The following is a 13,531-nucleotide window of genomic DNA, read 5'->3' as shown; positions in this document are numbered from 1 at the left end:
GTGGGATAAACCCATTGAAATCGTTTTCGAATATTGCTAATTAGAAATATTTCGTATATAATGAATGAGCAATCAAATAAACAGAAAGTGCTATAGGATAATACCTATACCCAGGAAGGGGAAGACTATGATTACAATTTATACTACACCAAGTTGTTCGTCATGTCGAAAAGCGAAAAAGTGGTTAGAGGAACATCATTTACCTTACGAAGAGAAGAACCTGTTCTCGAATCGTATTACAGCGAATGATATCAATTTAATGCTTAGGAATGCAGAAAATGGATTTGAAGATATTATTTCAACCCGTTCGAAGATTTTTAAAGAACAAAATCTCGACGTTGAATCGATGTCTGTCAACCAGCTAAAAGATTTTATCATTGACAATCCAAGCGTTTTAAAGCGTCCGATCATTCTAGATGATCAAAAGATGCAAGTCGGATACAATGATGAGGAAATTAGAGTCTTTATTCCAAGACGCTTAAGACAACTCGTGATGTGCCAAGATTGTCCAGCAGGTGAAACTTGCGACTATCAAAGTGCCATTAAGAAATATTTTGAAGAAATCAAAAAAGAACAACAAAAGTCCTATTGAACGATGTCGAATGACATCGTTTTTTTTCTGATTACTTTAGATGTGTAATCGTTTACACATTTTGTATTGACCACCCATAAATCCTGCGCTATAATATGTTTGGTATTTTCATCCGATGCCATAATTAAAACTAATTAATCCAATTTGTTATAGATGATATTTTTGGTTTTAATTAAAGAAGTGCCTGTAAACTAGACACTTTTTGTGTATGTTTAGAGGTTGTGGGGACTTTTTAGTGATGAAAAGTCGACGATTCAAACAAGGCTCATTTGGATGGCTTCAACTGAGTCTTGCACTCCCTAAAAGATGTGTTCACATCAAAAAAAACCACAGGCGGATGACCTGTGGTTTTCATTTTAGTGTCTGGTATAAATATCGTTAAACTGACGGTGTACGCGAATGAATGTCGTACATTTGGATAAGTCTTTAAGTGTTTTCGCACCAACATAAGTACAGGTTGATCGGATGCCACCAAGAATGTCTTTAATAGTGGTATCGACAGCCCCTTTATATGGGATTTTTACTGTACGACCTTCAGAACTTCTATAATCCGCAACTTCACCTTTATGTTTGATCATCGCAGTAGAAGAACTCATCCCGTAAAATTCAACAAACTTTCTGACTTCATAAATAGGTTCAAATGTTTTTAAGTCTTTTTGATGGGTATCATGGTATTCGGTAATCACTTTACCGCCACCTTCGTTGTGTCCGGCAAACATCCCACCGAGCATGACAAAATCAGCCCCAGCACCGAAGGCTTTCGCAACATCCCCAGGGCATGTACAACCACCATCTGAAATGATGTGTGCCCCTAAACCATGGGCCGCATCTGCACATTCAATGATGGCAGATAATTGTGGGTAACCAACACCGGTTTGGATTCGAGTCGTACAGACCGACCCAGGCCCAATCCCGACTTTAACAATGTCGACCCCACGTAATATCAATTCTTGTGTCATATCTGCAGTGACGACATTGCCTGCGATGATGACGTGTTTTGGATAGTCTTTTCTGACTTTTGAGACGAATTCGCCAAACGCTTCTGAGTAGCCATTCGCGACGTCGATGCATATAAACTGAATCATCGGATTCTCATCAATGATGGATTTTAAATTCAGATAATCATCTTTTGATGTACCGGTTGAAACCGCGAAAGTGGTTGGATTCAAATTCGGTAATGCTGCTTCGATATCAGTTTTGGTGTAATTTTTAACTAAACATGTAAATAGGTTACGTTCACCCAATGCTTTCGCCATATCGAGGGTACCGACCCCATCCATGTTCGCTGCCATAATCGGGATACCACTCCAGGTTTGTCCTGCGTGCTTAAAGGTATACGTGCGATTTAAGTCTACTTCCTTACGAGAAGCGAGGGTAGATCTTTTAGGTCTAATCAATACATCGCTAAAATCTAACTTTTCATCTAGTTCAATACGCATAAAGGCCTCCTATTTATTTCCACATACAGTATAGCCGATTTGATAATATTTTTGTATGTTTTTTTTGATATAACGTTTACATAAAAAGGAAAGACCCAACGAAGGGTCTTATGGTTGTAATTGGTAAATGCGTTCACTCTTGCGTAAGGCAGGTCTGTTTTCAATGTTGTGAGTTTCTAAGAAATGTTCAAAGCACTTCTTACCAAGTTCGTAATTATCGACTTCGTACTCAAGTTCGTAATCGACTTTACCTGCATACTCAATCTTATCAAAGAAGAGTTCACCATCTTTATAAGGGGTGGATACACGATAGTTATCGAGCGATCCAATTAACTTCACATCACAGTCAATGTCAAAGTAGGCTTTGGTATTAAAACCATGCTCGATCATCGATAAAGCTTGGGCTTCGTCTAAGAGCACATGTTGTTCAAAGGCTCCTTGATCACTGTGTGATTTTAAAGTCACTTTAAAATAGTTGTTGTGCTTTCTACGAATTCTTAAAACCGTTTTTTGTTTTCTGAAAAACAAGGATTCTGAATCAAAGTAGAAGTTGGTTTGTTTGAATATGTTGTTGTCTAATTCAAACTTCTGAATCAATTCATTGTATTGGGTTTCAGTTAACGGCGTTTTAAATTCGATTTCGACGTTCGTCTTCATGTTTATCACCTGTAACTATTATGTACTATTTAGCCCAAAATATCAAGAACTATGATATATTTATAACTAGGAGATGATGCCATGAGATATGCAATATTACATAAATCCAACGCGGAAAGTTTAGCTGTTAGAAAAGCGTTAGTTGAAAAGATTGAAGGTACTTATGACGAAGTGTCACCAGAAGTCGTATTTTCGATTGGTGGCGACGGAACGGTCTTAAATGTCATCTCAAAGTATAGTCACATTTTAGATCAAGTCTTAATCGTATCCATCCATACAGGGACAATCGGTTTCTATACAGAGTTTCTACCCTCTGACTTAGATGGCATACTAGATTTACTCAAAACCGATTATCAAACCAATAACTTTTCACTCCTTCAATATAAAACCAATGGACACATAGGATACGCGATGAATGAAGTATTTGTTTCAGGTAAACACAAGATGTTAGAAGCAAAAGTATTCATCGATGACATTGAGATTATGAACACACGGGGTAATGGTATCTGTATATCTACACCTACAGGGTCAACAGCGTATAATTATGCATTAGGTGGTGCAATTGTGGACCACGACATCAAAGCGGTTCAACTTACTCTATCCGCTCCTTTTGAAACCATCAAACACCGGATGGCTTATCCAATCGTCTTATCGGAACGTCATGAATTCATCATTAAACCGAAAAATGTGGATACTGAATTATCAGCCGATAGATTTCATCTAAGTCTATCGAATGTGAAGGAAATCCGAGTAAAAATCAGCGATAAAAGTGCAAAGTTTTTGAAAAATTCGAACAATGTCTTCGCTGTGCGTATTAAAGATACATTTATTGGGGAATAATAAAACGTTTACATCCAATAAAGCATCATCTTGCAATGTAAAATGCCTTGTTTTTTGGGCATTAAGTGATAAAATATCTTTGGAAAGAAAAAAACCTATAAGGAGGGTTTATTAACATGGCTATTAGAGTAGCAATTAATGGATTTGGTCGTATCGGCCGTTTAGCATTCCGTTTAATGCACAACAATCCACAATTTCAAGTGGTAGCATTAAATGACTTGTCCAATGCAGATGAATTAGCATACCTTTTAAAGTATGACACTGCACAAGGCAGATTCAATGGAGATGTCAAAGTTGAAGGTAACTTCTTAGTTGTTGATGGTGTTAAATCACAAATCATCGCTGAAAAAGATCCTAATAACTTACCATGGGGCGCATTAAATGTTGATGTCGTTCTAGAATGCACAGGCTTATTCTTAGATGAAGAAAAAGCATCTGCACACATCAAAGCTGGCGCTAAGAAAGTTGTATTATCTGCACCTGCTAACACAAAGACAATCAAGACAATCGTTTACAATGTTAACCACAATGTATTAGATGGTTCTGAAACTATTATCTCTAGCGCATCTTGCACCACTAACTGCTTAGCACCAATGATCCAAGTCTTAGACGAAGCTTTCGGCGTTGAATGGGGCTTCATGACTACAGTTCACGCTTACACCAATGACCAATCCTTGATGGACCAACCACACAAGAAGGGTTACATGACTCGTCGTGGTAGAGCAGCTGCAGCATCCATTATCCCATCTACTACAGGTGCGGCTAAGGCTGTTGGTAAAGTATTACCTCATTTAAATGGTAAATTAGACGGTACTGCATTACGTGTACCTACAATTACTGGTTCTATCGTAGACCTTTCAGTTGAACTTAAGAAACATGTATCTGTAGAAGAAGTCAACGCAGCATTCGCTAAAGCATCTAACGAAACCTTAGTTTACACTGCTGACCCAATCGTTTCTGCAGACATCGTTGGTAGTGGTTCATCCATTTTCGATGCGAACACAACCCAAATCTTAACAGCAGGTGAAAAACAAGTCGTTAAAGTTATGGCTTGGTATGACAATGAAATGACATACACAACCCAATTAATCAGAACACTTGGTTACTTCGCTGGATTAATCCAAAAATAATTTAATTCAATTTAAAGACACATTACTTCGGTAGTGTGTTTTTTTTGGTTGTTTTGCTTTACTTCATTCATAATATAGAACTACATGCTAAATATCTAAAAATGGTATAAATGATAACATTTTGTCCATAGGATTGCTTTATAAGGCTTTTATTGATTGAAATAAAGGTTCTTCTTATGGAACTTACTTTCTGTTTATATGTAAAGTATTTATAATTATTTACGAAAGAACTTGTTTTCTCACAGTTTACTTTTGTATAATTGAAATGAATATTTACGATACGATAGAAATAATGGTGTATTTTTTAGGATGTATTTGTATGAAATAAGGCCAAAGAAATGTTAGAAGTCAAAGGGAGTTCACTTTTAGCGAGCAGTGTAGTCATTGCGTTCTTGACAACTATATTACCAGTATTCTTCATCGCATCCAAACGATCAAATGACGCGATTAAGAATCGAAAATAATCTTTAAGCCGATATCACTAAGGTATCGGTTTATTATTTTAGGAAAGTTGGTTCCTTTTTCTCTTAGAAAAAAGGGACACAAGTGTTATAATTAAAGTAGAGAATGAAAACGCTTTACTATAAAGAGTAAATCTAAACTTTGGAGGTAGGAAATGATCAAAAATGAAACATTGTCCAACTGGATTTTTGACATGGCTAAACTGTGTCAACCCAAGGACATCTATTGGTGTAATGGGTCAGATATCGAATATCAAACACTCATTGACCAATTGGTAAAAGAAAAGAAAGCAGTTAAGCTTAATACTGAAAAAAGGCCAAATAGTTACGCGTTTTTCTCAGACCCTTCTGATGTCGCGAGGGTAGAAGACAGAACGTTTATCGCATCCATTAAAGAATCCGATAGTGGACCTACAAATAACTGGTATGAACCAAAAGCTTTAAAAGAAAAAATGACTGAACTGTATAGTGGTTCTATGGTAGGTAGAACGATGTATGTGATTCCATTCATCATGGGTCCAGTTGGCGCTAAAATTGCTCAAATTGGTGTTCAAATTACCGATTCCCCTTATGTGGTTTTAAATATGAGGCTCATGACCCGAATGGGTTCTAAAATTCTTAGAATGATTGAAGATGGCGCACCGTTCGTTCCTTGCATGCACTCAGTAGGTTACCCTCTCAATAACAGACCGGATATCGACTGGCCAAGTGCGCCGATTGAAGAAAAATACATCGCCCATTTTCCAGAAGAACGCTTGATTTGGTCTTATGGTTCTGGGTATGGTGGAAATGCATTACTTGGCAAAAAGTGCCTCGCATTACGTATCGCAAGTAAGATTGCACAAGCAGAACACTGGATGGCAGAACACATGCTCATCCTGAAAATCACCAATCCGGAAGGTAGTTCTAAGTTTATTTTAGGTGCTTTCCCAAGTGCCTGTGGCAAAACCAATCTCGCAATGTTAGTACCCACCATTCCTGGGTGGAAGGTTGAAACTGTTGGCGATGACATCGCTTGGATTTTTAAGAAGAAAGATGGTAAATTCTACGCGATCAATCCTGAAAAAGGCTTCTTTGGGGTTGCGAAAGGAACGTCCTATCAAACCAATCCAAACGCCATGAAATCCATTGAAAAGAACACGATTTTTACTAACGTTGCTTTAACTGAGGACTTAGATGTGTGGTGGGAAGGTATGGGAGAAACCCCAGACAAACTCATCAGTTGGAAGAAAGAAGTATGGCATAAAGGGGATACTACACCAGCAGCCCATCCAAACTCGAGATTTACAGTAGCGATTGAACAAGCGCCCAATCTTGCTAAAGAATACGATGACCCAGAAGGTGTCCCAATCAGCGCCATCTTAGTTGGTGGTAGAAGAGCGACAACCATTCCACTTGTCACGGAATCCTATGATTATAACCACGGTATCTTTATGGGCTCGATGATGGGGTCTGAAATTACTGCTGCAGCGATTTCCAATGACATTGGCAAAGTCAGACGTGATCCATTCGCGATGTTACCATTTATTGGATACCACGTGGCAGATTACCTATCCCATTGGTTTACCATGAAAGAAGGTTCAAAATCTGCTAATCTACCTAAGTTCTATTATGTAAACTGGTTTAAAAAAGATGAAAAAGGCAACTTCATGTGGCCAGGCTATGGCGATAACTCACGTGTCTTAAAATGGATATTTGAACGCGCAGAAGGTAAAGCCAAAGGCATCGAAACGCCAATTGGTATCATGCCTGACCTAAATGATTTTGATACCAAAGGTTTATCGATAGAATTAGACACATTAAAACGCTTATTTGAAGTCGATCGAGATGCTTGGAAACAAGAAATGATCGATTTAAAAGCCTATTATCACTCTTTAGGTGAAAAGATGCCTAAAGCACTTTATGACGAATTAGAAAAACAAATCGCACGATTAAACGCTTAGACGTTTGGGAGAACACTATGGCAACTATGATGGCAATCATTAAAGAATCACGTACTAAAGGCTTAAGTATAGTAGAAAAAGAAGTACCTGAAACGCTTAAAGACCATGAGGTCTTGATTGAAGTCTTATCCGCGTCCCTCTGTGGGACCGATGTGCATATATACCAGTGGGACCCATGGGCTGCGAATCGTCTCAACCCGCCATTAACTGTCGGTCATGAATTTTCAGGCCGAGTGGTTAAGGTGGGTTCAAAAGTCGATCGCGTCAAAGTCGATGATATTGTTTCATCGGAAACCCACATTGTCTGTGGACAGTGCGAATTCTGCCGAACCGGACGTGGTCACATTTGTCAAAACACCCAAATCATTGGGGTTGACCGTGATGGCTGTTTCGCTGAATTCATCCGGATGCCAGAATCCAATCTCATCATTGATAAAAGTGGGGTTGACCCAAAATTCTTATCTGTACTAGAACCATTAGGTAACGCTGTCCATACGATGTTACATTTTGATATCTCATGCAAGACAGTCGCGGTCGTGGGTTGTGGACCGATTGGTTTGATGGGCATTAATGTTGCGAAAGCGGTTGGTGCTAAGAAAATCATCGCGATTGAGGTAAACCCTTATCGTATGAACTTAGCCCGAGAACTCGGTGCAGATATCGTCATTAATCCAAAAGATACCGACGTCATCGAGGCCGTTTTAAAAGAAACCAATGGTTTAGGCGTAGATGTGGTTGCAGAATTTTCAGGAAACAAAAAAGCCATTGAACAAAGTTTTAAGTATATTAAAAAAGGCGGTTCAATGTCTCTTTTAGGGATTGCGTCCGAAAAAATCGAAATCGATATTTCGAATGATATCGTCTTTAAAGGCATTACCATTTATGGCGTCACCGGACGTAAAATGTATGAAAACTGGGATCAAGTCTCAGCCCTTTTAGAATCAAAGAAAATTCGTTTAGATAAGATTGTGACACACGTAATCTCCATGCGAGATTTTGAAGAAGCCTTTAGAATCATGGCTTCTGGAAATAGTGGTAAAGTCGTACTCATTCCTTAGGAGGTTCAAATGGATTTTTTAGAAAAGAAAGTTGAAGAACTCAAATCGGCAGGCATTTACCGTGAACTGCCAATTAACGATACACCGATTGACGCCATCATCGAACTCAACCATAAGAAAGTCATCAACCTCTGTTCGAACAACTACCTCGGTTTCGCAAATCACCCAAGACTAATCGAAGCCTCGAAAAAAGCACTCGATGATTATGGTGTAGGTTCAGGCGCCGTCAGGACAATTGTTGGAAACATGCGTATCCATGAAGAACTAGAAGATAAAATTGCGAAGTTCAAAAAAGAAGAAGCAGCATTAGTTTATCAAAGCGGATTCTTGTGTAACTTAGGTGTCATTCAAGCAGTCACGACGGATAAGGATTTGATTGTCTCTGATGAATTAAACCATGCATCTATTATTGATGGTGTGAAGTTATCGAAAGCGGATAAAGCGGTTTTTAAACATTCCGACATGTTCGATTTAGAGCGCATCTTGAAAGAAAAACGTGATCAGTATGAACAAGTTTTAATCATTACAGATGGGGTATTCTCGATGGATGGTGATCTCGCAAAACTACCTGAAATTGTGAGACTCGCGAAAAAGTACAACGCCCTTACCTATGTGGACGATGCGCATGGGTCTGGCGTTTTAGGTGAACAAGGTAGAGGCACGGTTGATCATTTTCATTTACATGGTCAAGTAGACTTCATCATTGGTACGCTATCCAAAGCCATTGGTGTTGTCGGTGGGTATGTATGTGGCAGCAAAGCCATGAAGGCTTACTTATTACATCGTTCTAGACCACACCTATTTTCAACCTCGATGCAACCATCCGCTGCAGCTGCAATCATCGAAGCCTTTACGATGTTAGAAAGTTCAAACGAATACACTCTTAAGCTGTGGGACAATGCAAGATATCTCAAGTCTGGTCTTCAAAAGATGGGCTTTGATATTGGGCATTCTGAAACCCCAATCACCCCAATAATGATCGGTGATGAAGTAAAAACGATGGCGTTTTCTAAACGGTTGTTAGATAATGGTGTATATGTATCAGGCATTATTTTCCCAACTGTTCAAAAAGGCAAAGGCCGTATTCGTCTGATGGTTTCCGCTTTACATACCAAAGCGATTTTGGATGAAGCGTTAAATATCATTGAAAAAACTGCGAAAGAAATGCAGATTCTGTGAGGTAGAAAGATGATTATATTGGTAGAAACGAAAGAAAATATTCGAAAAATCTCCAAAATGTCCAAAACAATTTGGACAGAAGCTTATCGCGATTTGTTGTCAGAGGCACAAATCAATTATATGTTAGAGACGTTTTTATCGGTAGAGTCGATTAAAAACCAAATCAACTCAGGGTTTGAGTATTATATCCTTAAAGGAGATAAACCTGTTGGATTCACAGCGATCAAAGAAGAACCTGAAAAAGTCTTCTTATCGAAGATTTATATTTATAAAGAATACCGTCATCAAGGGTATTTACGCGATTTTGTAGAGAAACTTAAAACTCGAAATAAACCGATTTATTTAACAGTAAATAAACATAACACAGAAGCCATTTTAGCATATCAAAAACTTGGCTTTCAAATCACGAGTGAAGTAGTCACCGATATTGGTAAAGGCTTCGTGATGGATGATTATGTATTGGAGCTTTCTCTATGACTTTTACAGCATTATACGAACAAGAATCGGTGAAACCATACTTTAAAGAACTCAAACGATTCATTCAAGAAGAACGGTTAAAAAAGATGATTTATCCAAAGAAAGAAGATTTATTTAGAGCCTTTGAATTGACTCCATTTGATCAAATAAAAGTGGTCATTTTAGGCCAAGATCCCTACCACGGCGAAGGACAAGCTCATGGCTTGTGTTTCTCTGTGCCTAAAGGGATACCAATCCCGCCATCTTTAATCAATATGTATAAAGAAATCGAATCAGTATACCCAGTAAGAATGCCCAAACATGGCGATTTAACCCACTGGGCAACTCAAGGCGTTTTATTATTGAATACGATTTTAACCGTTGAAGCGAATAAGCCGTTATCTCATCAAAATAAAGGTTGGGAAACTTTCACATTAGAAGTGATTAAAACCATCAATCAATTGGACCAACCGATTTGTTTTCTTTTGTTTGGTGCGCATGCGAGAAGCTACAAAATGTACTTAAATAATCCGAAACACACAGTCCTTGAGACGTCACACCCTTCACCGCTATCCAATTATCGTGGGTTTTCAGGAAGTGGTGTCTTTAAATCTTGTAACGATTATTTAGAAAAAATGGGGGTTTCTCCAATAAAGTGGCACGAATGATGATTAAATGATACAATACCCTTACAGAGTAATAAGGAAGCGTTAAGTGATTCACCATGGGATGTCGGGTGGATACGAACATAAAAGGGATGGTTTAGGCCTATTACCTTTTCATGGCGGTTTCCTTATGCGTCCACTGTAAGTTTTTATGGTGGATCTCTAGTACATGGAGGTCTTTTATTTTGAAAAAAAATGTGAAGTTTTTGGCTTTAGCTGGCATTCTAACTGCTTTATCCATCGCGTTAGACGTGATTGTTAAGCAGTTCATACCCGTGTTAAACTTTGGGTTACCTTACTACGCAATTCCACTCATTATCGGTGGCATTTTATTGGGTCCAGTTTACGGCTTATTAATGGGATTTGTCAGTGACTTTATTGGGTTTCAATTAGCCCCTAATGGGGACTATATCTTCCTATTTGCGTTATCAGCGATGGCGTGGGGAGCACTTCCTGGTTTGCTGTTAAAGTCCAAATCTCGTTTAGAACGGATTGTGATTGTTTTACTCATTACCCATCTATTCGCAACCGCAGCGAATACAGGCGCGATGTTCTTGTATGGGTGGGGCGCTTATGCGATGGCGAACTTGCCGTTAAGACTGTTGATGTTACCCGTCAATGTAAGCATTTTGAGTTTTATAACATTCTATTTAAATCATCGTTTACAACCTGTATACGAGGATTTCTTAGTTTCAAAATAGTTTTGAAAGCACCTACATCCAAGGTGCTTTTTTGTGTGAAAAAATTGAAAATAAATCCTAAAGACAATGATTTAGATAAATGATGTATAATGGTGTTGAGGAGTGATTACACATGTTAATAATTGATTCTGTAGTAAAAACATACAATAAAACCAAAAAGGCAAACGACAATATTTCTTTAACCATTGAAAATGGCGATTTGTTCGGGTTTGTTGGACATAACGGGGCAGGTAAAACCACACTTTTAAAAGCAATCGCAGGCATCATTGATTTTGATTCTGGCGAAATCACCGTAGATGGGTTTTCTGTGAAAAAAGACGCCATTGCTGTAAAACAGCGTATCGCCTATATTCCAGATAATCCAGACCTTTACGAATCTTTATCCGGTATTGAGTATTTAAACTTTGTCGGAGACGTTTTTAAAGTACCGACATTAGAGCGTAAAAGCTTGATTGAAAACTATGCTAAGAAGTTTGAACTCGATCAGGTTTTAAATCACCCCATCTCGTCTTACTCACACGGGATGAAACAAAAACTAGTCATCATCAGCGCTCTAATCCATAAACCAAAATTGTTGTTACTAGATGAACCATTTGTTGGACTAGACCCAAAGGCTGCGTTCTTGTTAAAAGAAGAATTCAAAGCACTCTGTGAACAAGGTTCTAGTATATTCTTTTCTACTCACGTCTTAGAAGTCGTTGAAAAACTCTGTAATAAAGTCGCGATTATTAAACAAGGTAAAATTGTTGCACAAGGTTATACTCAAGACATTATTAAGAACCAGTCCCTAGAACACCTATTTATGGAGATTGCGAGTGAAGCCTAATGTATTTAAACCTCGTTAAAGTCTTATTTAAAGAAAACTTTTCCTTAAAGCGACTCTTTGGTTTCAACCTTAATCAAAACAGAGGCAAAACAATCTTGATTGGGTTTGCTCTAGTTTATGCTTTAGCAGCCTATCTGTTTGGTTTTGGTTTTTTATTCTTTGATTTCGCCAAAGTCTTGAATGAAATCAATCAAGTCCATGTGGTCTTATCCTTCGCGGTCACCTATGTGATTGGGTTATCGGTCATGATGGCGCTGTTTCGAGCGAGTGGCTATTTATTCCACTATAAGGATTACGATATCTTAGCACCACTCCCATTTAAACCGTATACCGTTATATTAGGCAAAATAACTGTGATGCTTTTGATGATTTACATCACATCATTTTTGATTGTTTTACCAATTGCGTTTGCCTATTTCCATTTCAATGGCGTATCTTTATTAGCCATCGTCTATTTTATTCTGGGTTTTCTATTAACCCCACTCATTCCAATTGTACTATTATCCTTTCTATCCTTAGGACTAGATTACGTGACCAAGCGGTTACCTTTCGCAAAGATTTTGAACATCATTTTCCTCTTTGTTCTATTCTTTGGCATCTTCGCACTATCGTTCTCGATGAACGATACCGAAGTCAATCCACTTACAGGTCAAATCAACATGGTCAAAGGACTCTCTGACGTCTATCCAGTCATTCAATGGTACATCGATGGTGTACACGATTTGAATCACTTACACATGCTTTATTATGTGTTGGTTTCACTCGGTGTGTTTGGGCTATTTGTAATCTTAGTCACACCAGTAATTAAAAAAACCAATCAAACTCAAACGAAGAGTTATATCACCAAAAACAAAAAAGTGAATTTTGAATCCAAAGGACTCATCTTCACTTTAGTCATTAAAGAGATTAAGAAATACTTTTCGATTCCCATCTACGCCGTCAATACGGGATTAGGTCCTGTGTTGTTGATTGTCGCAGGGATTGCATCCTTCTTTTTCAAGTCCGATATTCAAACGATTTTGGATTCTGTAGTCGAAGCCGATTTACCAGTAGAACCTTTATTACTAATTTTATTTGGATTCTCCATCTTAATGACCTATACACCTGCCATTAGCTTATCCCTAGAAGGTAAAAACCTATGGATTATTAAGAGTCTTCCGATTGAACCAAAGACCATTATGGTTTCAAAGATTCTTTTCAATTTGATTTTGATTGTACCGATTGGCATCTTCAGTATGGTGATGCTTGGGTATAACCTAGATATTGATCCATTATCTTTAATCGTTATGCTTTATGTGATGATTAGTTTGGCTGTTCTATCTTCGATTTTAAATGCGTATATCAATCTCTATATACCGAAGTTCGATTTCCAAAATGAAGTCGAAGTCATCAAACAAAGTATCGCTTCGATGTTGGGTGTGTTTGGTGGATTTGGGTTATTAGTCACTGCGGGATTTGGGTATTATGGTTTAAATCAAATTCTAGATATGAATCTCGCGCTTTTCATTATGGGTTCTCTTATGGGTGCCATCAGTTTAGGTTTATTCTATTATCTTAAACCTGTTGCTGACAGACAATTTAGGC

Annotated in this window: 14 protein-coding genes and 1 riboswitch; of the genes, 12 read left to right on the top strand and 2 right to left on the bottom strand. The window is 38.1% G+C overall.

Annotation, left to right across the window (positions count from 1 at the left end; all coding sequences use genetic code 11):
- Positions 1-127: 127 nt before the first annotated feature.
- Entirely contained in the window at positions 128-592 is a 465-nt protein-coding gene (spx, locus tag N7603_RS08585; RefSeq protein ID WP_262097025.1) for a transcriptional regulator Spx, read from the top strand.
- Positions 593-948: 356 nt separating this feature from the next.
- Here the strand turns inward: spx and N7603_RS08580 are convergent, their stop codons facing one another.
- Positions 949-2,031 (bottom strand): GMP reductase, encoded by a 1,083-nt coding sequence (locus N7603_RS08580; protein WP_262097024.1) that lies wholly within the window; start codon positions 2,029-2,031, stop codon positions 949-951.
- Between the two features lie 108 nt (positions 2,032-2,139).
- Positions 2,140-2,688 carry a CYTH domain-containing protein gene (locus N7603_RS08575; RefSeq protein ID WP_262097023.1) on the bottom strand — a complete coding sequence of 183 codons (549 nt, stop codon included), beginning with the start codon at positions 2,686-2,688 and terminating at the stop codon, positions 2,140-2,142.
- An 81-nt stretch (positions 2,689-2,769) separates the two neighbouring features.
- On the opposite strand from N7603_RS08575, the gene N7603_RS08570 reads away from it, so the two are divergent.
- The 11 genes from N7603_RS08570 to N7603_RS08520 form a co-directional block, all read left to right on the top strand.
- Positions 2,770-3,528: an NAD(+)/NADH kinase gene (locus N7603_RS08570; RefSeq protein ID WP_262097022.1), complete on the top strand. Its 759-nt coding sequence runs from the start codon at positions 2,770-2,772 to the stop codon at positions 3,526-3,528.
- A gap of 116 nt (positions 3,529-3,644) precedes the next feature.
- Positions 3,645-4,658, top strand: coding sequence for a type I glyceraldehyde-3-phosphate dehydrogenase (gene gap / locus N7603_RS08565; protein ID WP_262097021.1), 1,014 nt, complete (start codon positions 3,645-3,647; stop codon positions 4,656-4,658).
- A 338-nt stretch (positions 4,659-4,996) separates the two neighbouring features.
- A complete protein-coding gene (locus tag N7603_RS08560) occupies positions 4,997-5,122 on the top strand; it encodes a hypothetical protein (protein ID WP_262097020.1) in 126 nt (41 codons plus the stop codon).
- A 152-nt stretch (positions 5,123-5,274) separates the two neighbouring features.
- Positions 5,275-7,062 carry a phosphoenolpyruvate carboxykinase (GTP) gene (locus tag N7603_RS08555; protein ID WP_262097019.1) on the top strand — a complete coding sequence of 596 codons (1,788 nt, stop codon included), beginning with the start codon at positions 5,275-5,277 and terminating at the stop codon, positions 7,060-7,062.
- A gap of 17 nt (positions 7,063-7,079) precedes the next feature.
- Positions 7,080-8,120, top strand: coding sequence for an L-threonine 3-dehydrogenase (gene tdh, locus N7603_RS08550; RefSeq protein ID WP_262097018.1), 1,041 nt, complete (start codon positions 7,080-7,082; stop codon positions 8,118-8,120).
- A 9-nt stretch (positions 8,121-8,129) separates the two neighbouring features.
- On the top strand, positions 8,130-9,299 hold the full coding sequence (locus tag N7603_RS08545; RefSeq protein WP_262097017.1) for a glycine C-acetyltransferase: 1,170 nt from the start codon (positions 8,130-8,132) through the stop codon (positions 9,297-9,299).
- Positions 9,300-9,308: 9 nt separating this feature from the next.
- Positions 9,309-9,776: a GNAT family N-acetyltransferase gene (locus N7603_RS08540; RefSeq protein ID WP_262097016.1), complete on the top strand. Its 468-nt coding sequence runs from the start codon at positions 9,309-9,311 to the stop codon at positions 9,774-9,776.
- Positions 9,773-10,423: a uracil-DNA glycosylase gene (gene ung / locus N7603_RS08535; protein ID WP_262097015.1), complete on the top strand. Its 651-nt coding sequence runs from the start codon at positions 9,773-9,775 to the stop codon at positions 10,421-10,423. The genes N7603_RS08540 and ung overlap by 4 nt, the downstream gene beginning before the upstream one ends.
- A gap of 22 nt (positions 10,424-10,445) precedes the next feature.
- Positions 10,446-10,564, top strand: a riboswitch (THF riboswitch).
- 41 nt (positions 10,565-10,605) lie between these two features.
- Entirely contained in the window at positions 10,606-11,121 is a 516-nt protein-coding gene (locus N7603_RS08530; RefSeq protein ID WP_262097014.1) for a folate family ECF transporter S component, read from the top strand.
- Between the two features lie 112 nt (positions 11,122-11,233).
- Entirely contained in the window at positions 11,234-11,947 is a 714-nt protein-coding gene (locus N7603_RS08525; protein ID WP_262097013.1) for an ABC transporter ATP-binding protein, read from the top strand.
- Positions 11,947-13,531 (top strand): permease-like membrane multi-spanning protein (locus tag N7603_RS08520; protein ID WP_262097012.1); only part of this gene is annotated, 1,585 nt, incomplete at its 3' end. The genes N7603_RS08525 and N7603_RS08520, both read left to right, overlap by 1 nt.

Source organism: Paracholeplasma vituli (assembly GCF_025446935.1).
GTDB classification, from domain to species: Bacteria; Bacillota_I; Bacilli_A; order Acholeplasmatales; family UBA5453; genus Paracholeplasma; species Paracholeplasma vituli.
Note: the sequence above shows the minus strand (reverse complement) of the source record. Positions and strands in the feature narration are given on the sequence as shown.